This is a genomic window from Nocardioides sp. JCM 18998, assembly GCF_055391535.1.
Genome location: NZ_AP043886.1, coordinates 970,680 through 989,961 on the forward strand (window position 1 = coordinate 970,680; position 19,282 = coordinate 989,961).

General features: G+C 70.9%; 16 protein-coding genes. 4 read left to right on the forward strand and 12 right to left on the reverse strand.

Features of this window, described 5'->3' with window-relative positions:
* Positions 1-6: 6 nt before the first annotated feature.
* On the forward strand, positions 7-696 hold the full coding sequence (locus tag ACZ5L9_RS04635) for a class I SAM-dependent methyltransferase (protein ID WP_464534362.1): 690 nt from the start codon (positions 7-9) through the stop codon (positions 694-696).
* Positions 697-699: 3 nt separating this feature from the next.
* On the opposite strand, the gene ACZ5L9_RS04640 is transcribed toward ACZ5L9_RS04635, so the two are convergent.
* From ACZ5L9_RS04640 to ACZ5L9_RS04665, 6 genes are all read right to left on the reverse strand, one after another.
* Positions 700-1,581: a carbohydrate ABC transporter permease gene (locus ACZ5L9_RS04640; RefSeq protein WP_464534363.1), complete on the reverse strand. Its 882-nt coding sequence runs from the start codon at positions 1,579-1,581 to the stop codon at positions 700-702.
* Complete coding sequence (locus ACZ5L9_RS04645; protein WP_464534364.1) at positions 1,581-2,477, reverse strand: carbohydrate ABC transporter permease; 897 nt, start codon at positions 2,475-2,477, stop codon at positions 1,581-1,583. The genes ACZ5L9_RS04640 and ACZ5L9_RS04645 overlap by 1 nt, the downstream gene beginning before the upstream one ends.
* A gap of 99 nt (positions 2,478-2,576) precedes the next feature.
* Positions 2,577-3,950 (reverse strand): extracellular solute-binding protein, encoded by a 1,374-nt coding sequence (locus tag ACZ5L9_RS04650; protein WP_464534365.1) that lies wholly within the window; start codon positions 3,948-3,950, stop codon positions 2,577-2,579.
* Positions 3,951-3,990: 40 nt separating this feature from the next.
* Positions 3,991-5,604 carry a glycoside hydrolase family 13 protein gene (locus tag ACZ5L9_RS04655; protein WP_464534366.1) on the reverse strand — a complete coding sequence of 538 codons (1,614 nt, stop codon included), beginning with the start codon at positions 5,602-5,604 and terminating at the stop codon, positions 3,991-3,993.
* A 118-nt stretch (positions 5,605-5,722) separates the two neighbouring features.
* Positions 5,723-6,748 (reverse strand): LacI family DNA-binding transcriptional regulator, encoded by a 1,026-nt coding sequence (locus ACZ5L9_RS04660; protein ID WP_464534367.1) that lies wholly within the window; start codon positions 6,746-6,748, stop codon positions 5,723-5,725.
* 77 nt (positions 6,749-6,825) lie between these two features.
* Positions 6,826-7,851, reverse strand: coding sequence for a LacI family DNA-binding transcriptional regulator (locus ACZ5L9_RS04665; RefSeq protein ID WP_464534368.1), 1,026 nt, complete (start codon positions 7,849-7,851; stop codon positions 6,826-6,828).
* Between the two features lie 138 nt (positions 7,852-7,989).
* Between ACZ5L9_RS04665 and radA the strand changes: the two genes are divergently transcribed.
* Both radA and disA read left to right on the forward strand, forming a co-directional pair.
* Positions 7,990-9,402: a DNA repair protein RadA gene (gene radA / locus ACZ5L9_RS04670; RefSeq protein ID WP_464534369.1), complete on the forward strand. Its 1,413-nt coding sequence runs from the start codon at positions 7,990-7,992 to the stop codon at positions 9,400-9,402.
* Between the two features lie 99 nt (positions 9,403-9,501).
* Positions 9,502-10,584, forward strand: coding sequence for a DNA integrity scanning diadenylate cyclase DisA (gene disA / locus ACZ5L9_RS04675; RefSeq protein ID WP_464534370.1), 1,083 nt, complete (start codon positions 9,502-9,504; stop codon positions 10,582-10,584).
* Positions 10,585-10,601: 17 nt separating this feature from the next.
* Here the strand turns inward: disA and ACZ5L9_RS04680 are convergent, their stop codons facing one another.
* Positions 10,602-11,459 carry a hypothetical protein gene (locus tag ACZ5L9_RS04680; RefSeq protein ID WP_464534371.1) on the reverse strand — a complete coding sequence of 286 codons (858 nt, stop codon included), beginning with the start codon at positions 11,457-11,459 and terminating at the stop codon, positions 10,602-10,604.
* 74 nt (positions 11,460-11,533) lie between these two features.
* On the opposite strand from ACZ5L9_RS04680, the gene ACZ5L9_RS04685 reads away from it, so the two are divergent.
* Complete coding sequence (locus ACZ5L9_RS04685) at positions 11,534-12,427, forward strand: HhH-GPD family protein (RefSeq protein ID WP_464534372.1); 894 nt, start codon at positions 11,534-11,536, stop codon at positions 12,425-12,427.
* A gap of 46 nt (positions 12,428-12,473) precedes the next feature.
* Here the strand turns inward: ACZ5L9_RS04685 and ACZ5L9_RS04690 are convergent, their stop codons facing one another.
* The 5 genes from ACZ5L9_RS04690 to ACZ5L9_RS04710 all read right to left on the reverse strand — a co-directional run bounded on the left by ACZ5L9_RS04690 (position 12,474) and on the right by ACZ5L9_RS04710 (position 19,277).
* Positions 12,474-15,044: an ATP-dependent Clp protease ATP-binding subunit gene (locus ACZ5L9_RS04690; RefSeq protein WP_464534373.1), complete on the reverse strand. Its 2,571-nt coding sequence runs from the start codon at positions 15,042-15,044 to the stop codon at positions 12,474-12,476.
* Between the two features lie 447 nt (positions 15,045-15,491).
* Complete coding sequence (locus ACZ5L9_RS04695; RefSeq protein WP_464534374.1) at positions 15,492-15,830, reverse strand: histone-like nucleoid-structuring protein Lsr2; 339 nt, start codon at positions 15,828-15,830, stop codon at positions 15,492-15,494.
* Between the two features lie 92 nt (positions 15,831-15,922).
* Complete coding sequence (locus ACZ5L9_RS04700) at positions 15,923-16,705, reverse strand: type III pantothenate kinase (RefSeq protein ID WP_464534375.1); 783 nt, start codon at positions 16,703-16,705, stop codon at positions 15,923-15,925.
* A gap of 5 nt (positions 16,706-16,710) precedes the next feature.
* On the reverse strand, positions 16,711-17,628 hold the full coding sequence (gene nadC / locus ACZ5L9_RS04705; protein WP_464534376.1) for a carboxylating nicotinate-nucleotide diphosphorylase: 918 nt from the start codon (positions 17,626-17,628) through the stop codon (positions 16,711-16,713).
* Entirely contained in the window at positions 17,625-19,277 is a 1,653-nt protein-coding gene (locus tag ACZ5L9_RS04710) for an L-aspartate oxidase (protein ID WP_464534377.1), read from the reverse strand. The genes nadC and ACZ5L9_RS04710 overlap by 4 nt, the downstream gene beginning before the upstream one ends.
* Positions 19,278-19,282 lie beyond the last annotated feature (5 nt).

Sequence of the window (19,282 nt, forward strand, 5' to 3'; positions counted from 1 at the left end):
GTGCCGGTGGCGGAAGGGGCCGTTCCCAGCCCCAACATCTGGCACCACACCGCCACCTACGAGCTGGAGAACCGCGCCGCGGATCCCGACGGCCGGCTCTGGTCGGCGATGGCCGCCACCACGTCGTGGGCCGGCCGTGACGTGCTCGACCTCGGCTGCGGCACCGGCTACCATCTGTCGCGCTTCGCCGAGAGCGCGCGCGCGGTCGTCGGCGTCGAGCCGCATCCCGACCTGGTCGCCCTCGCGCGCCGCCGTACCCGCCGCCTGGCGAACGTGTCGGTGGCCCAGGGCGTCGCCCAGAGGATCCCGCTGCCGGATGCCTCGGTCGACGTCGTGCACGTGCGGTGGGCCTACTTCTTCGGCCCCGGGAGCGAGCCCGGCCTGGCCGAGCTCGCCCGGGTGCTACGCCGCGGCGGCACGGCGCTGATCATCGACAACGACGCGAGCCGCTCGACGTTCGGCGGCTGGTTCCGACGGAGCTATCCGACCGTCGACCCTGCTGCGGTCGAGCGGTTCTGGTCGATGCACGGCTGGACCCGCACGCCGGTCGAGATGGGCTGGCGGTTCGGCGCTCGCGCCGACCTCGAGGCCGTCGTACGGATCGAGCTCACGCCCGACGTCGCCAGCGCCGCGCTGGCCGCGCACGAGGGCCTCGAGGTCGACTACGCGGTCAACCTCTGGAGCCGGACCTTCTGACCATCAGCCCTTCACGGCTCCGTCCAGGCCCTCACTGCGCAGGAAGAACCGCTGGAAGACCAGGAAGAACGCGATCGGCAGCGCGGAGGAGATCAACAGGGCCGCCAGGAACGTGTCGATCGACGTCACCGGTGCCAGTGCCGGCAGGCGCACCGAGATCGGCTGCTTGGCCGGGTCCGGGAGCACCAGCAGTGGCCAGATGAAGTCCTTCCAGGCGGCCAGCACCGCGAAGACCGAGACCACGCCGAGGACCGGGCGCGACATCGGCAGCACGATCGAGGTGAAGAGCCGCATCGGCCCGGCACCGTCGACGCGCGCGGCCTCGATGATCTCGCGGGGGAGGTTGTCGAAGAACCGCTTCATCAGGGCGACGTTGAACGCGCTGGCGCCGGCGGGCAGGAAGGCGCCCCAGTAGGTGTTGACCAGCGAGATGTGGAGGATCGGCAGCTTGAGGACCGTGAGGTAGAGCGGCACCAGCAGCACCACCGTCGGCACGAACATGGTGGCCAGCACCGCGCCGTAGAGGTAGCGCCCGTAGCGCGGGTTGAGGACCGACAGGGCGTAACCGCCGGTCGTCGCGACGATCATCTGCACCGCCCAGGAGCCCGCCGCGATGATCAGCGTGTTCACCAGGTAGTGGCCCAGGTCCAGGCTGGTCCAGGCGTTGGTCAGGATCGACCAGTCCGGACCGTTGGGCCAGATCGCCATCGGGTGCTGCAGGGTGTCCTGGGCCGGCGTGACCGCGGACTTGGCCAGCCACAGGATCGGGCCGAGAGCCACCACGACCAGGAAGAGCAGCAGGACGACGTGGGCGGTACGTCGGGTCCAGCGCACGGCCGGACGGCGCAGGTCGGCCTCGCCGACGAAGCTGTTGGTCTCGCTCATCACTCGCTCCAGGATCGGGTCAGGCGGAAGTAGAGCCACGACAGGATCGCGAGCGCGACGGCGAGCATCAGGCTCAGCGCCGTCGCGTCGCCGAAGTCGCCGCCACCGGTGGTGCTGCCGAAGGCGTAGTTGTAGATGAGCAGCAGGACCGTCAGCGAGGCGTTGTCGGGACCGCCGTCGGTGAAGAGGTAGGGCTCGAGGAACACCTGCGCCGTGCCGATGATCTGCAGGATGAGGGTGATCAGCATGATCGAGCGGAGGTGCGGCAGGGTGACGTGCCACAGCTTGCCGAAGATGCCGGCGCCGTCGACCTGCGCGGCGTCGTAGAGCTCCTTGGGGACCGATGTCAGTGCGGCCAGGTAGATGATCACGGTGCCGCCGGCGGCGGCCCAGGTCGCCTCGATCACCAGCGAGGGCAGCACCCAGTGCGCGGAGACCAGCCACGGCACCGGGCCGAGCCCGAACCAGCCGAGGACGGTGTTGAAGACGCCGTTGTCGCTGGCGTCGTAGAAGATCTGCCACAGCAGCACCGCGACGGCGGGCGGGATGACGACGGGGAGGTACGCGAGCACCGCGTACAGCCCGCGCATCCGGCGCAGGTCGCTCATCACGATCGCCAGCACCAGCGGGACCGGGTAGCCGATGACGAACGCCAGGCCGGCGAAGATCGCCGTGTTCCGGATCGCCGTCGGCAGCAGCGGGTCGGTGAGAACGCGGTGGAAGTTCGCGAAGCCCACCCAGTGGGCCGGCTCGACCAGGTTGGTCTCCTGGAAGGCCATCACCGCGGTGCGCACGATCGGCCACCACGAGAACAGGCCGAAGATGATCAGCATCGGCAGCAGGAACAGCACCGTCGTGGGTCCGCTCCCGCGCACCCACCCCATCACCCGTGTCATCGGGCACTCCTTCTCAGATCGGCCCCCGCGGGCCGCTTTGGTCGTACGACGGTGCCGACCGAGCGAAGCGCGCTCGGCCGGCACCGTCCGGGTGTTGCGTCAGCCCTGCGAGATCAGCTGCTGGGCCTTGTCGTTGGCCGCCTTGAGGAGGCTCGGGACGTCGGCGTTCTTGTCGGTCAGCACCTTCTGCACGACCGAGTCGAGACTGCCGTAGACACCCTGCGTCTGCGTCGCAGGCTCGGCGATCAGCTTCGCGGTGAACATGTTGTCCGTGTAGGGCTTCATCTGGTCCATGGGCACGTTGACGTACTGCTGGATCCAGCTCTGGTAGTTGGTGTACGACGCCTGGTCGAAGATCGGGAACGTCGGCGTGCCGGTCGGCTGGCCGCTCTCGTTGGTGGCCTTCGCGTCGGCGACGGCGGCGTCCTGGTCGGTGTACTTCTGCACCCGGAAGAAGTCCGCCCACTCGACCGCGGCCTTGGCCTCGTCGGCGTTCGCCTTGGCGCTCACCACGTTGACCGAGCCGCCACCGAGGGCGCCGGCGTCGGCCGAGTCCGCCACCGGGATCGTGGCCAGGCCGTACGACTTCGGGTCGACCTTGTCGGTGGTGACCAGCGCGTTGTAGACGTCCGAGCCGGAGACGTACATGCCGACCTTGCCCGCGGCGAAGGCCTGGTTGATGCCCGCCCAGTCGTAGGAGTTGTTCGCCGAGATCGAGCCGTCGGTCCAGCGCATGTCGTGCAGCATCTGCAGCGCCTGCTCGGTCGCCGGGTTGTCGAGGGTCGCGGTCTTGCCGTCCTCGCTCTCCATCCGGCCACCCAGGGCGTACGTCAGCGTGGTCAGGATCCAGCCACCGGTGTTCGACTTAGTCATCTCGGCGTAGCCGGCCTGCCCGGTCTTGTCCGTGATGGCCTTGGCGTCGGCACGCACCTCGTCCCACGTCGTCGGCGGCTTGTCCGGGTCGAGGCCGGCCTTCTCGAACAGGTCGCGGTTGTAGTGCAGCGCGTTGGCGTACACGTCGCTCGGCAGGCCGTAGACCTTGCCGTCGCTGCCCTCGGCGGCGGCGAGCACGTTCTGGTTGAACTCGCTGAAGTAGGGCAGGGCGCGGATCTCGGCGTCGACGTCGGCGACCTGGTGGCGCTCGACCAGGCCCTTGGTGTCGGTGAACGGCACCCGGAACGAGATCGGCAGCGTGCCGCCGGCGAGCTGGGCCGGGAACGTCTGCGCGTTCCACTGCCACTCCTTCGGCACCACCGTGATGTCGGGGTGCAGCTTGTGGAAGGCGGCGGCCTGGCCCTTCACGTAGTCGATGGTGGCCTGCTGGTCGCCCGGCCGCCATCCCTCGACGGTGATCGTGATGCCCTTCGAGCTGTCGCTCGTGTTGTCAGACGAGCTACCGCAGGCGGCGAGCCCCGCGGCCAGGGCGGCCGCGGTCGCGGTCGCCGCGACCACGCGCAGTCGAGAAGTGTTCATGATGGTTACTCCTGGTCAGGTCAGGGAATGAGCGGCCGGCTCATGCGGTGGTGGGCCGGAGCCAAGCGGTGGCGTTGGGCGGGAGCTTGGTTCCGTCGAGCGGTGCGCTGGCGAGCCACAGGTGCCGGTGGCCCGGGAGGTCGATGGCCTCCGCGCTGACGTTGGTCACGTTCACGAAGGTCTCGCCGCGCCGGAAGGCGAGCACGCCCTCCGGGGCCTCGAGCCAGGAGAACGGGCCATCGCCGAGTTCTGGATGGGTCCGCCTGATCAGCAGGGCCATCCGATAGAGGGAGAGCATCGAGTCGGGATCCGCCGACTGCGCCTCCACCGTGAGATCCGCCCATGTGTCGGGCTGAGGGAGCCAGGTCTCCACGCCGTCGTCGCCGAAGCCGTACGGAGGGGTGGTGCCGGACCACGGCAGCGGCACGCGGCAGCCGTCGCGGCCCGGGTCCACCCCGCCGCTGCGGAAGTGCATCGGGTCCTGGATCTTGTCCCGGGGCACCTCGACCTCGTCGAGGCCGAGCTCCTCGCCCTGGAAGAGGTAGTAGGCGCCGGGCAGCGCCATCGCGAGCATCGCCGCCGCTCGGGCGCGGCGTCCGCCCAGCTCGGGGTCGGTGGGGGTGCCGTACCGCTTGCGGTCGAAGGCGAAGCCCGTGTCCTCGCGGCCGTAGCGGGTGACCGGCCGGGTGATGTCGTGGTTGGAGAGCACCCACGTGGCCGGGGCGCCGACCCGGGCGTGCACCGAGAGGGTGGTGTCGATCGAGGTGCGGAGGAGGTCGACGTCCCACGGCGTGGTGAGGAAGTCGAAGTTGAAGGCCGCGTGCATCACGTCGGGGCGCAGGTAGCGTGCGAAGCGCTCCGGGTCCGGCAGCCAGATCTCGCCGATGAGAGCACGGTCGCCGCCGTACTCCTCCGCGATCGCGCGCCAGGAGCGGTAGATGTCCTGGAGCTCGTCGCGGTCGATGTACGGGTGCTCGCCCGGGGCCGGCTCGTCGGGAACGTCGGGCAGCTGCGGGTCCTTGGCGAGCAGCGCCGCCGAATCGATCCGGATGCCGGCCACGCCACGGTCGAACCAGAACCGCAGGATCTCCTCGTGCTCGCGTCGGACGTCGGGGTGGCTCCAGTTGAGGTCCGGCTGCCCGGCGGCGAACAGGTGGAGGTACCACTGCTCGGGGACGCCGTCGGCGCCGACGAGCCGGGTCCAGGCACCGCCGCTGAACTCCGAGGTCCAGTCGTTGGGCGGCAGCTCGCCGTTCTCGCCGCGACCGTCGCGGAACCAGAAGCGCTCGCGCTCCGGGGAGCCGGGCGCTGCGGCGATCGCTGCCTGGAACCACGTGTGCTGCTCGGAGATGTGGTTGGGGACGACATCGATGATCGTCCGGATGCCGTACTCGAGGGCGTCCTTGATCAGTGCCTCGGCCTCGGCGAGGTCACCGAAGAGCGGCAGGATCCCCCGGTAGTCGGCGACGTCGTAGCCGCCGTCCGCCAGCGGGGAGGGGTACCAGGGCGTGAACCAGATGGCGTCGACGCCCAGATCACGCAGGTACGGCAACCGGTCGCGGACGCCGATGAGGTCACCGGTCCCGTCGCCATTGCCGTCCGAGAAGCTGCGCGGGTAGATCTCGTAGATCGCCGCATTGCGCCACCAGTTCACGTTGCTCCGTTCGTCCGCACCCCGCAGGAGGTGTGTCGCCGGTCACATGACTGGCGCGGACCGCAACTTATGCAAAGGCATCAGGACATTGCAAGAACTTGACGGAATGTAAGTGCTTTCACGACTTTGCGATGGAATGCCGCGATTTTGCCGGTCCCGTTGTGCGACGAACAACGAGCTCCGGCTCGAAGAGCAGCTCATCGACGGGTCCCATCGAGCCGTCGATCTGGCTCATCAGGAAGTCGACCGCGGCCCGCGCCATCGCCTCGATCGGCTGTCGCACGGTGGTCAACGGCGGGTCGGCCACCGCCATGAAGGCGGAGTCGTCGTACCCGATGACCGAGACGTCCTCCGGCGTGTTGAGCCGGGCACGTCGCACCGCGCGGACGGCGCCGAGCGCCAGCGGGTCGCTGGCGCACACGATCGCCGTCGCACCGCGCTCGATCAACCGCGCCGCCGAGGCCTGGCCGCTCTGCAGCGAGTACAGGCTGCGCACCACCAGGTCCTCGTCCAGCGGGCGTCCGGCCGCCTCCGAAATCTGGCGCGCGGCGGCCAGCTTGCGCTCGGACGGGACGTGGTCGCGGGGCCCGAGCACCAGCCCGATCCGCTCGTGGCCGAGCGCGTGCAGGTGCTCCAGCGACTGCTCCATCGCGGTGTCGTCGTCGCACACCACCCGCGGGAACGGCAGGTCGATCGCGGCGTTGATCAGGACCACCGGGAGCTTGCGGTGGATGAGCCGGTCGTAGTGCGCGTGGTCGGCGTCCGCCTGGCTGTAGTTGCCGCCGGCGAAGACCACGCCCGCGACCTGCTGCTCCAGGAGCAGGTCGATGTACTCCGGCTCCTGGACCCCGCCAGCGGTCTGTGTGCACAGCACCGGCGTCAGGCCGAACTGGGCGAGGTGCGAGCCGAGCGCCTCGGCGAAGGCCGGGAAGATCGGGTTCTGCAGCTCGGGCAGGACGAGGCCGACGAGACGGGCCCGCTCGCCGCGCAGCTTGGTCGGGCGCTCGTACCCCAGGACGTCGAGCGCCGTCAGGACGCGGGTCCGGGTCGCCTCCGCGACACCGGGCTTCCGGTTGAGGACGCGGCTGACCGTCGCCTCACTGACCCCAGCGCGGGCCGCCACCTCTACGAGTCGTCGCGTCACAGCGCAAGAGTAGGACGAAACTCTGCAAAAACTTGCAGAGAGTCCGCGATTTATCGATCCAACGACTCGGAAAAATTCTAGGAAGTGCCGCGGATGACCAGCCTGGGCTGCAGCATGACGCCCTCACCGCGGGCCGCAGCGCCGAGGCCCTCGAGGGCCTTGACCAGCTCGGCGGCGGCGTCCTCGAGCGGCTGGCGCACCGAGGTGAGGCCCGGGGGCACGGTCTGGGCGGCGATCGAGTCGTCGAACCCGGTGACGGCGATGTCCTGGCCCGGACGCAGGCCACGGACGTAGAGCTCATGCAGGACGCCGAGGGCGAGGGTGTCGGAGGCGCAGACGAACGCCGTCGGGGCGGCCTCGTCGAGCAGCGCCACGGTCGCGGCCCGCCCCGAGGCGATCGTGTCCTCGACCCGCGAGGCGAGGCCGGTGGTGGCCAGACCGTGATCGCGCATGGTGCGGGTCCAGCCGGAGCGACGCTCCTCGCCGAGGACGTTCTCCTTGCGCCAGCCGATCCAGGCGATCCTGGTGTGGCCCTTCTCGATGAGGTGCTCGGTCGCCATCGCGGCGCCGGCGGCGCTGTCGACGTCGACCCACGGGTGGGTCGGGTCCTCGGTGACGTCCCACGGACGGCCGAAGGCGACGAACGGCGCGCGCCGCGATCGCAGCCACGAGGCGACCGGGTCACCCTGGGTGGTGTCGGTGACGATGAAGGCGTCGACGGCGGTCGAGCGCAGCAGCTCGTCGTAGCCCGCGACCGGGTCGCCGGCCTCGCCCGGGAAGAGCAGGATGTGGTAGCCCGCGTCGGCGGAGGTGTCGACCAGCGCATGCACGAACCGGTCGATCAGCGCGTTCGCGGTGCCCTCGGGCACGGGCGGGATGCGCAGACCGATGAGGCGCGAGGAGCGGGTACGGAGGCTGCGGGCGGCCCGGTTGGGCTGGTAGCCGAGCTCCTCGATCGCCGCCTGCACCCGGGCGAGGGTGTCCTCGCGCAGCAGGTCGGGGTTGTTGACCGCGTTGGAGACCGTCTGGCGCGAGACACCCGCGAGCTCGGCGACATCGGCCAGCGTCGGCGGCGCGGAGAGTCGCCCGATCGCTCGGCTCATCGCGTGACCTCCCGTGGTGCCTCACCGTCTGGATCGATCCAACAGGCCCGATCCCGGACAGCATAGAGGCTCCACCGCGCGCCCGCGTGAGGGCATGGCGCCCGAGAACTGTCGGGGCCCTGACCTAGCGTGTGCGCCATGGCAACCCGCACCGCGACCAGAGCGCCCCGCCCGGCCTACCGCTGCAGCGAGTGCGGCTGGGAGACCGGCAAGTGGGTCGGCCGCTGCGGCGAGTGCCAGGCATGGGGCTCGGTCGCGGAGGCGGCGGCGCCCATCGGTCGGACGGCCGCCGCGCCGGTCTCGACCGCCGCCGTCCCGATCGGGCAGGTCTCCGTCGTCGAGTCCGGCTTCCGGGCCAGCGGCGTCCCCGAGCTCGACCGGGTGCTCGGCGGCGGCCTGGTGCCCGGCGCGGTGATCCTTCTCGCCGGTGAGCCCGGCGTCGGCAAGTCGACCCTGCTGCTCGAGGTGGCGGCCCAGACCGCGAAGAGCCGCCGTCGCACCCTCTACGTCACCGGCGAGGAGTCGGCCTCGCAGGTGCGGCTGCGTGCCGATCGCACGAACGCGATCCAGGACGAGCTCTACCTCGCGGCCGAGACCGACCTCGGGGCGGTGCTGACCCACATCGAGCAGGTCCGCCCCGAGCTGATCGTGGTCGACTCGGTGCAGACCATCGGCGCTGCCGACACCGACGGCGTCCCCGGGGGCGTCACCCAGGTGAAGGAGGTCGCCGCCGCGCTGGTGCGGATGGCGAAGACCCGCAACATCACCACCATGCTGGTCGGCCACGTCACCAAGGACGGCTCGATCGCCGGCCCGCGCGTGCTGGAGCACCTCGTCGACGTGGTGCTCCACTTCGAGGGCGAGCGCGACTCCCGCTTCCGGATGGTCCGGGCGATGAAGAACCGCTACGGCCCGGTCGACGAGGTCGGCTGCTTCGACCTCTCCGCCGACGGCATCGTCGCGGTCACCGACCCCACCGGGCTCTTCATCGAGACCCAGCACGTGTCGGTGCCCGGCACCTGCGTGGCGGTCACGCTCGAGGGGCGGCGCCCCATGCTCGCCGAGGTGCAGGGTCTCGTCGCCTCCGCCACCGACCGGGCCCGGCGCACCACCTCCGGTGTCGACGGCTCCCGGCTGGCGATGATCCTCGCGGTGCTGCAGCGTCACGCCCGGCTCGATCTGCACCAGCACGACGTCTTCGTCTCCACCGTGGGTGGCGCCAAGCTGGTCGACCCGGCCAGCGATCTCGCCGTGGCGATCGCGATCACCTCCGCCGCCACCGGCCGCCCCACCCCCAAGGGCGTGGTCGCGATGGGCGAGATCGGCCTGGCCGGCGAGCTGCGCCGGGTGCGGGGCCTGGAGGAGCGGCTCTCCGAGGCGGCCCGGCTCGGCTTCGCGGTGGCTGTGGTGCCGCTCGCAGAGCGCGGCGAGCACGGTGCCTATGCCCGACCCAAGGAGCGCAGCGTGGACGGGATGAAGGTCTATGAGGTGCACGACCTGGCCACCGCGATCTCGCTGCTGCGACTCACCGGCTCCAGCACCGACCGCTGATCGGCTCGGCACCGGCCGTTAATCAGTCGTCTCGGCAGGTCACCTGGCTAGACTGCGTTCCTGTTACACCCACTCTGTGCAGGTCAGGAAGGGAACGCCGTGGCCAACGACCGCCCCGAGGAGTCGCTGCGCCTGCGCGAGACGCTGGCGCTGATCGCTCCCGGCACCACGCTGCGGGACGGTCTCGAGCGCATCCTCCGCGGCCGCACCGGTGCGCTGATCGTGCTGGGCTTCGACAAGACCGTCGACGGCATCTCCACCGGTGGCTTCGACCTGGGTGTGCCCTTCAGCGCGACCGGTCTGCGCGAGCTGGCCAAGATGGACGGCGCGATCATCATCGACGCCGGCATCAACAAGATCATCCGGGCGGCCGTCCACCTGATGCCGGACCACACCATCCCCTCCAACGAGACCGGCACCCGACACCGCACCGCCGACCGGGTCGCGAAGCAGACCGGCTACCCCGTCATCTCCGTCTCGCAGTCGATGCAGATCATCGCCGCGTACGTCGGCGAGACCCGCCACGTGCTCGAGGACACCGGCCAGATCCTCGGCCGCGCCAACCAGGCACTCGCCACGCTCGAGCGCTACAAGATGCGCCTCGACGAGGTCGCCTCCACGCTGTCCGCCCTCGAGATCGAGGACCTCGTCACCGTCCGCGACGTCGCCGTGGTGGCCCAGCGTCTCGAGATGGTCACCCGCATCGCGCGCGAGATCGAGGACTACATCGTCGAGCTCGGCACGGACGGACGTCTGCTCGCCCTCCAGCTCGAGGAGCTCGTCACCGGCGTCGACGCCGAGCGCGAGCTCGTCATCCGCGACTACCTGCCGCGTGGCAAGCGCGCCAAGAGCCCCGAGGAGCTGCTCGCCCAGCTCGAGGCGCTCTCCTCCACCGAGCTGGTCGACCCGGCCGCCGCGGCCCGGGTCCTCGGCCTCTCCAGCGGCGACACGCTGGACGGTGCGGTCACCCCGCGCGGCTACCGGCTGCTCGCCAAGGTGCCGCGGCTCCCCGGCGCCGTCGTGGACCGGCTCGTCGACCACTTCGGCACCCTGCAGAAGCTGCTCTCGGCCTCGATCGACGACCTTCAGGCCGTCGAGGGCGTCGGCGAGCTCCGCGCGCGGTCGGTGCGTGAGGGTCTGTCCCGCCTCGCCGAGTCGACGATCCTCGAGCGCTACGTCTGACGGACGTCGTCGCCGGCTCAGTCGGCGATGACGTGCTTCTTCTTCGCCGGGGCGCTGGGCGTGTTCGAGGGCGTCGCGCTGCCCTTGGCGGTCTTCGACGTCGCGGTGGACGGCTTCCCGCTCGACCTGCTGCCGGCGCTCGGCGTGCTGCTCGGGGTCGGCGGGGCGACCGGCGGGGCTGACGGGGAGTCGAGGTCGAAGGATGCCTCGTCGGGCTGGCCGCCGAGAGCGACGCCGGTGACCTGGTAGGCGCCCGCCTTGGCCCAGTCCGTGTGACCGTCGCAGGTCGCGTCGGCCAGCCTGGAGGACCAGGCGACGACCACCGGGGTCGACTGCTGCTGGTAGAGCGTCACGGTCTCGGTCGGCAGCGCGCCCTTGCACTGGATCGTCGACCAGACGTCGCTGCCTCCGGCCGTGGTGACCTTGACCTGCATGGTCTTGTGGCTGATCTGCCAGGTGCAGGCCGGGGTGTTGAAGGTCTGCAGGGTGAGCAGGATCGAGACCTCGGAGCCGGCGGCGGCGTTGGTGACCGACGGGGTGACTGAGACATCGCTCGGGGCGCAGGCGCCGGTCGGGGACGGCAGCGCCGCCGGAGTCGGGCTCGTTGTCGGGGTCGGCGTAGTCGACGAGGTGTCGGTCGCGCTGGCGGTGGGGGACGTGGAGGGGTCCCCGCTCGCCGTGCCGGACGGGCTCGGGCTCGGACTCGTGACGGCGGCGCCGATGTCGGCGACGGACTTGGCCTTCGGGGTCTGCCCGCCACCCCCGCCGAGCAGGTGGGCGAGGCCCCAGATGACGACGACGGCGACCGTCAGCACCACGAGCCGACGGCGCCAGTAGACCGAAGTGGGAAGCGGGCCCCGGGTCAGCGCTGCCATGCGCTCACCGTAATCAGTCGCGGCCCCCGGATCCGGGTGCCACTCCGGCGCGGGGTTCAGCGACAATCATCGCGATGGCTGACACACTCGCGGGCGCTGCACGCCGGCTGCACGACCCGATCCTGGGCTGGTACGACGAGAACGCCCGCGACCTGCCGTGGCGCAGCGCGTCCGCGACGCCGTGGTCGGTGATGGTCAGCGAGTTCATGCTCCAGCAGACCCCGGTGGTGCGGGTGCTCCCGGTCCACGCCGCCTGGATGGAGCGCTGGCCGACACCGGAGGACCTCGCGTCCGAGTCGCCGGGCGAGGCCGTACGGGCCTGGGGCAGGCTCGGCTATCCGCGCCGGGCCCTGCGACTGCACGCCGCAGCGACGGCGATCGTGGAGCAGCACGGCGGCGAGGTGCCGTCCGACCACGCGGCGCTGCTGGCACTCCCGGGCGTGGGCGAGTACACCGCCGCGGCGATCGCTGCCTTCGCGTTCGGGCAGCGCCAGGTCGTCCTCGACACGAACGTCCGCCGGGTCTTCGCGCGCGCGGTGAGCGGTGAGGAGTTCCCCGCGACCTCGCTCAACAAGGCCGAGCGCGAGCTCGGTGCCGCGATGCTGCCCCTCGACGAGCCGACCGCCGCGACCTGGTCGGTCGCGGTGATGGAGCTCGGCGCGCTGGTCTGCACCGCCGCCTCCCCTACCTGCGAGCGCTGCCCGATCGTCGCCCAATGCGCCTGGGCCGTGGCCGGGCGGCCCGCGTATGACGGTCCGCCGCGCAAGGTGCAGACCTGGGCGGGCACCGACCGGCAGTGCCGCGGGCGGCTGCTCGCCGTGCTCCGCGACGCCGACGAGCCGGTCCATCGCAGCACCCTCGAGGCCGTCTGGTCCGACACCGCTCAACGCGAGCGCTCGCTGTCCGGGCTGCTCGCCGACGGGCTGGCGGCGCAGGTCGGCCCGGACACGTACGCCCTACCGGGTTAGACAACGGCCCCGCAACCGTGATGGTTGCGGGGCCGTTGTCGGTGGATCACTCGGCGGAGGCCGCCGGCGGCTCCGGGGTGCCGGCGTCTGAGCCGGTCTCGGCGTCGCTCACGCCGGCCGCCTCGAACGGCGGCGCGTCAGGCAGCGACTCGACCTTCTGGCCCTTGAACGTGAAGGCCGCGCTCGGGCCGGTGCCCTCGACGTCGACCAGCACGATCTGGCCCGGGCCGACCTCGCCGTAGAGCATCTTCTCGGCCAGCACGTCTTCGATCTCGCGCTGCACCGTGCGGCGCAGCGGGCGAGCACCGAGGACCGGGTCGAAGCCCCGCTCGGCGAGCAGGTTCTTCGCGGGCTGGGTGAGCTCGATGCCCATGTCGCGGTCCTTGAGACGGGTCTCGACGGCGGCGACCATGTTGTCGACCATCGCGATGATCTGCTCCTGGGACAGCGGCGGGAAGACGATGATCTCGTCGACGCGGTTGAGGAACTCCGGGCGGAAGTGCTGCTTGAGCTCCTCCGACACCTTCGACTTCATCCGCTCGTACGTCCCCTGGGCGTCGGACGCGTTGCCGAAGCCGAGGCTGACGCCCTTCGAGATGTCTCGCGAGCCGAGGTTGGTCGTCATGATGATGACGGTGTTCTTGAAGTCCACGACCCGACCCTGGGAGTCGGTCAGGCGACCCTCCTCCAGGATCTGCAGCAGGCTGTTGAAGATGTCCGGGTGGGCCTTCTCGACCTCGTCGAAGAGGACGACCGAGAACGGCTTGCGGCGCACCTTCTCGGTGAGCTGGCCGCCCTCCTCGTAGCCGACGTATCCCGGCGGGGAGCCGAAGAGGCGCGAGACGGTGTGCTTCTCGCCGAACTCCGACATGTCGAGCTGGATGAGCGCGTCCTCGTCACCGAAGAGGAACTCGGCCAGCGTCTTCGACAGCCAGGTCTTACCGACGCCCGAGGGGCCGGCGAAGATGAACGAGCCACCGGGGCGCTTCGGGTCCTTGAGGCCGGCGCGCGTACGACGGATCGCGCGGGAGAGCGCCTTGACGGCCTCGTCCTGCCCGATGACGCGCTTGTGCAGCTCGTCCTCCATCTTGAGCAGGCGGGTCGACTCCTCCTCCGACAGCTTCACGATCGGGATGCCGGTGGCGACGGCGAGGACCTCGGCGATGAGCTCCTCGTCCACCTCCGCGACCTCGTCCATGTCGCCCGAGCGCCAGCTCTTCTCGCGCTCGGCCTTCTTGAGCTGGAGCTGCTTCTCCTCGTCGCGCAGGCGGGCCGCGGCCTCGAAGTCCTGCCCGTCGATCGCGGCCTCCTTGCGCTGGCGCACGTCGGCGATCTTGTCGTCGTACTCGCGCAGGTCGGCCGGGGCCGTCATGCGGCGGATGCGCAGGCGCGAGCCGGCCTCGTCGATGAGGTCGATCGCCTTGTCCGGCAGGAACCGGTCGGAGATGTAGCGGTCGGCGAGGGTGGCCGCGGAGACCAGCGCCTCGTCGGTGATGGTGACGCGGTGGTGCGCCTCGTAGCGGTCACGCAGGCCCTTGAGCATCTCGATCGTCTCGGCGATGGAGGGCTCGGGGACCTGGATCGGCTGGAAGCGGCGCTCCAGGGCGGCGTCCTTCTCGAGGTACTTGCGGTATTCGTCGAGCGTGGTGGCACCGATGGTCTGGAGCTCGCCGCGGGCGAGCATCGGCTTGAGGATCGAGGCCGCGTCGATGGCACCCTCGGCGGCGCCGGCGCCGACCAGGGTGTGGATCTCGTCGATGAACAGGACGATGTCGCCGCGGGTCTTGATCTCCTTGAGCACCTTCTTGAGGCGCTCCTCGAAGTCACCGCGGTAGCGGGAGCCGGCGACGAGCGCGCCGAGGTCAAGCGTGTAGATCTGCTTGTCCTTCAGCGTCTCGGGGACGTTGCCCTTGACGATGTCCTGGGCCAGGCCCTCGACGACCGACGTCTTGCCGACGCCGGGCTCGCCGATGAGGACCGGGTTGTTCTTCGTACGCCGCGACAGCACCTGCATGACGCGCTCGATCTGCTGCTCGCGCCCGATGATCGGGTCGAGCTTGCCCTCGCGCGCGTCCTGGGTCAGGTTGCGGCCGAACTGGTCCAGCACCAGCGACGAGGACGGCGCCTCGCCCGCGCCGGCACCGGCGGTGGCCGCGGCCGCCTGACCGGACTCCTTGCCCTGGAACCCGGACAGCAGCTGGATGACCTGCTGGCGGACCCGGTTGAGGTCGGCGCCGAGCTTCTGCAGGACCTGGGCGGCGACGCCCTCGCCCTCGCGGATCAGGCCGAGCAGGATGTGCTCGGTGCCGATGTAGGAGTGTCCGAGCTGCAGCGCCTCACGCAGCGACAGCTCGAGGACCTTCTTGGCACGCGGCGTGAAGGGGATGTGGCCCGACGGCGCCTGCTGGCCCTGGCCGATGATCTCCTCGACCTGGGCGCGCACGGCCTCCAGGGAGATGTCCAGCGACTCCAGTGCCTTGGCGGCGACGCCCTCGCCCTCGTGGATGAGGCCGAGCAGGATGTGCTCGGTGCCGATGTAGTTGTGGGAGAGCATGCGGGCCTCTTCCTGGGCCAGCACGACCACCCGACGAGCTCGGTCGGTGAACCGCTCGAACATGCGCATCGCTCCTTGTGCTTCGGGGTGGACCTCCGCCGCCGGGCGGGAAGATCCGTCGAGGGTATTAACCCTGCAGACAGCCTACGCGTTCCGTGTACGGGCAGGTTTCCCGTGCGCTGTCAGCGAACACGCCCGGAGCAGACGAGCGCGATGCTCCCCGTCGCCCCCGGCCCGTGTCCGGCCCGTGTCCGGCCCGTGCAGCAAGGCGATCTCGCGCGAGACCTCGTCGCCCGAGGACGCCCCCGAACGACGGACGGCGGTACCGCGAACACCGATATCCGCTAATCGCACGCCCCGTCGAGCGTGTTAGTACGCCGCGGTCGCGACTTCTCCCGCACCGGGACCTGAACGCCCTTGTGCGATCCGGTTTGTCGCCCCGCCGACCCGTGGGACGCAAAAGGGGCGCGGTCCGCCTTTTCGGCCGACCGCGCCCCTTCGTCGAAAATCTCAGTTGGCCGCTTCATAAGCGCTGCGGACATCGGCCGGGATGCGGCCGCGCTCGGGAACGGCGTGACCGTTCGCGTGCGCCCACTCGCGGATCTCCTTGGCGCTGGCGCCACCGGGGACGACGGCCGCGGCGCGACGGCCGGGGCCGCGACGGCCCGCGCTGCTGCTCACCCTGCGACCGTGGCCGACGAACGGGGCGATCGCGGCGCGCAGCTTCTCGGCGTTGTCGTCGTTGAGGTCGATCTCATACGACGTGCCGTCCAGAGCGAACGTCACCGTCTGCGTGGCCTCACCGCCGTCGATGTCGTCCTCGAGAACGATCTGGACCTTCTGCGCCATGCGAATTCCCCTTAGAAATCAGGTCATGAAGAAATACGGCGCACTCATCAAACCACGCGGCACACGCCGAGGGCACGTCCGCCGACGTCTTTTTAGGAATTCCGCCGGAAAACGAGCTCGAGACCGAGCAGGGTGAGCCAGGGCGAATGGTCGGTGAAACAGCCGCACTCGCCACTCACGATATCGGCGAGATATCCGGTGGAGATGACCTTCACCTCGGCCGCCGGCACCTCCAGCGCGGCGATCATCCGGGCCACGATGCCCTCGACCTGGGCGGCCATCCCGAAGACCATTCCGGATTGGAGCGCCTCGACGGTGTTCTTCGCGATCACCGAACGCGGCCGGGCCAGCTCCACGCGGCGCAGCTGCGCGCCCCGGCGTCCGAGCGCCTCCAGCGAGACCTCGAGCCCCGGGGCGATCGCCCCACCGACGTACTGGCCCTGGGGCGAGACGACCTCGAAGGTGGTCGCGGTGCCGCCGAAGTCGACGACGATCGCGGGGCCGCCGTAGAGCGTCACCGCAGCGAGCGCGTTCGCGATCCGGTCGGTGCCGACCTCCCGCGGGTTGTCCATCAGGATCGGAACGCCCGTACGGACGCCCGGCTCGACCACGACGGACGACACCCCTGGGAAGTGCCGGGCGAGCATGTCGCGCCACTCGTGCAGCACCGCAGGAACGGTCGCGCACACGGCGATCCCGGCGATCCCCGCGATCCGGTCGCCCAGCAGGCCGCCGACGAGGACCTGCCACTCGTCCGCGGTGCGTCGCGGATCGGTGGAGACCCGCCAGACCGCCTCGACCGAGCCGTCCCGGACCAGGCCGAGGGTGGTGTGCGAGTTGCCGATGCGGGCACACAGCAGCGGCGCGTCCGTCACGGGGATCAGCCCTCGCGCAGGTCGAGGCCGAGGTCGAAGACCTCCACCGAGTGCGTCAGCGCGCCGACCGAGATCCAGTCGACGCCGGTCTCGGCCACCGCGCGGGCCCGCTCCAGGGTCAGTCCGCCCGACGCCTCCAGCACCGCCCGGCCGGCGGTCAGGGCCACGGCCTCGCGCAGCGTCTCGGGCGACATGTTGTCGAGCAGGATCCACTCGCAGCCGACCTCGAGCAGCTCGCGCAGCTGGTCCAGCGAGTCGACCTCGACCTCGACCGGCACATCCGGGAACCGCTCGCGCACCGCGCGGTAGGCCGGAACCACTCCCCCGGCGGCGACCACGTGGTTGTCCTTGATCAGCGCCATGTCGGCCAGGGAGAAGCGGTGGTTGTGGCCGCCACCGCAGCGCACGGCGTACTTCTGCAGGGCGCGGTAGGTCGGCAGGGTCTTGCGGGTGTCGAGGACCTTGGCGCCGGTCCCGGCCAGCGCCTCGACCCACTTCGAGGTGGCGGTGGCGATGCCGGAGAGGTGGGTGGCGTAGTTGAGCGCCGTCCGCTCGGCGGTGAGCAGCCCGCGGGTCGGTCCCTCCACCATCAGGACGGTGTCGCCGGGGGTGACCCGGGTGCCGTCGTGCGCGCGGTTGCTGATGTGCAGGTCGTCGCCCAGGACGGTGCGGAAGACCAGCTCGGCCACCACGAGACCGGCGACCACGCCCGTCTCCCGCGACCCGAAGACCGCGACGCCGCGGGCGTCGGCGGCGATGGTGGCGGCCGAGGTGACGTCGACGTCGTGCGGCTCGGGCAGGTCCTCGCGCAGCGCCTGCACGACCTCCCCGTAGAGCGTGTGCGGGTCCAGCCCGGTGTGGCGCAGCTCGGAGAGGAGGCCCTCGGGCAGGTCGTCGTACGCGGTGAAGGTGGTCGTGCTCATACGGGCACTCCGTCCGTGGCGGGGGAAGGGGTGAAGTCGACGGTGACCGAGCCGTCCGCCCCGAGGGCGACGTCGCAGTGCCCGGCCCAGCGCGCGTCGTCGCGCTCGGGGAAGTCCTCGCGCCAGTGCGAGCCGCGGGTCTCCTCGCGCAGCAGTGCCGCCTGGGTGAGTGCGGTGGAGACCATGACCAGGTTGGTCATCTCCCACGCGTCGGGACCGAGGGCGCCGGCGGCGACCCCGGCGAGCTTGTCGAGGTCCGCGAGCGCCTCGCCGAGCCCGGTGGCGGAGCGCAGCACGCCGACCTGGGTGCCCATCGTCTCCTGCATCGCCCTGCGCCCGGCGCCGGAGATGGCAGCGGCCGTACGAGGGTCCTCGACGGGCTCGGCCAGCGGGCGCAGCTCCCCCGGCAGCACCTCCGCCACCCGGCGGGAGAAGACCAGTCCGTCGAGCAGCGAGTTGGAGGCGAGCCGGTTGGCGCCGTGCACGCCGGAGCACGCGACCTCCCCGGTGGCGTAGAGCCCGGGGACCGAGGAGCGGCCCCACAGATCGGTGCGGACGCCGCCGGAGGCGTAGTGGCAGGCCGGCGCGACCGGGATCAGATCGGTGGCGGGGTCGATGCCGTACCGCTCGCAGGAGGCGAGGATGTTCGGGAAGCGCCGCTCCCAGAACGCTCGGCCGAGGTGGCGGGCGTCGAGCCACATGTTCGGGCGCCCGGTCTCGAGCATCCGCTGCATGATCCGCTTCGCGACCACGTCGCGTGGGGCCAGGTCGGCGAGCTCGTGGACGCCCTCCATCAGTCGGGCGCCGTCCCCGTCGACCAAGAAGGCGCCCTCGCCGCGGACCGCCTCCGAGATCAGCGGCTGCTGGCCGCGCGAGTCCGGCCCCAGGTACATCACCGTCGGGTGGAACTGGACGAACTCCAGGTCCCGCAGCTGCGCTCCGGCACGCAGCGCCAGCGCCATCCCGTCGGCGGTGTTGACCGCCGGGTTGGTGGTCTGCGAGAAGACCTGGCCGAGTCCGCCCGCCGCCAGCAGCACGGCTCGGGCTCGGACCAGGCCGACGCCGTCGCGCTCGCCCTCGCCGACCACGTGCACGGTGAGGCCGGCGACGCCGCCGTCCTCGGCGAGCACGAGGTCGAGCACCATCGTGTGCTCGTAGACGAGGATCTCGGGCGCACGCCGTACGGCCTCGTTGAGCGCCCGCTGGATCTCGGCCCCGGTCGCGTCGCCGTGGGCGTGCGCGATCCGGTCGCGGTGATGACCGCCCTCGCGGGTCAGCGAGAGATTGCCGTCGGGGTCGTGGTCGAAGTTGGTGCCCCACGAGATGAGCTCGCGGACCGCGTCGGGGCCCTCCTGGACGAGCACCCGTACGGCGTCCGGGTCGCACGCGCCGGCGCCGGCGACGAGGGTGTCCGCCTCGTGCTGCTCGGGGGTGTCGCCCTCGCCGAGCGCGGCGGCGATGCCGCCCTGCGCCCACTGGGTCGAGCCGTTGCCGAGGATGTCCTTGGTGACGACCAGGATCCGGTCGACCTGATCGCGGAGCCGGAGAGCTGCGGTCAGGCCGGCGATGCCGGAGCCGACGATGACGACGTCGACGGTCTCGGTCCAGCCAGGCTCACCGGCATCGAGCCGGCCTGGGAGGTTGTGCATTGGGT

Coding starts and splice junctions, on each gene's coding strand:
- ACZ5L9_RS04690 (WP_464534373.1), bottom strand. CDS start 15,044: ATGTTCGAGCGGTTCACCGACCGAGCTCGTCGGGTGGTCGTGCTGGCC.
- ACZ5L9_RS04695 (WP_464534374.1), bottom strand. CDS start 15,830: ATGGCGCAGAAGGTCCAGATCGTTCTCGAGGACGACATCGACGGCGGT.
- ACZ5L9_RS04685 (WP_464534372.1), top strand. CDS start 11,534: ATGGCTGACACACTCGCGGGCGCTGCACGCCGGCTGCACGACCCGATC.
- ACZ5L9_RS04650 (WP_464534365.1), bottom strand. CDS start 3,950: ATGAACACTTCTCGACTGCGCGTGGTCGCGGCGACCGCGACCGCGGCC.
- nadC (WP_464534376.1), bottom strand. CDS start 17,628: ATGAGCACGACCACCTTCACCGCGTACGACGACCTGCCCGAGGGCCTC.
- radA (WP_464534369.1), top strand. CDS start 7,990: ATGGCAACCCGCACCGCGACCAGAGCGCCCCGCCCGGCCTACCGCTGC.
- ACZ5L9_RS04640 (WP_464534363.1), bottom strand. CDS start 1,581: ATGAGCGAGACCAACAGCTTCGTCGGCGAGGCCGACCTGCGCCGTCCG.
- ACZ5L9_RS04645 (WP_464534364.1), bottom strand. CDS start 2,477: ATGACACGGGTGATGGGGTGGGTGCGCGGGAGCGGACCCACGACGGTG.
- ACZ5L9_RS04680 (WP_464534371.1), bottom strand. CDS start 11,459: ATGGCAGCGCTGACCCGGGGCCCGCTTCCCACTTCGGTCTACTGGCGC.
- ACZ5L9_RS04710 (WP_464534377.1), bottom strand. CDS start 19,277: ATGCACAACCTCCCAGGCCGGCTCGATGCCGGTGAGCCTGGCTGGACC.
- ACZ5L9_RS04665 (WP_464534368.1), bottom strand. CDS start 7,851: ATGAGCCGAGCGATCGGGCGACTCTCCGCGCCGCCGACGCTGGCCGAT.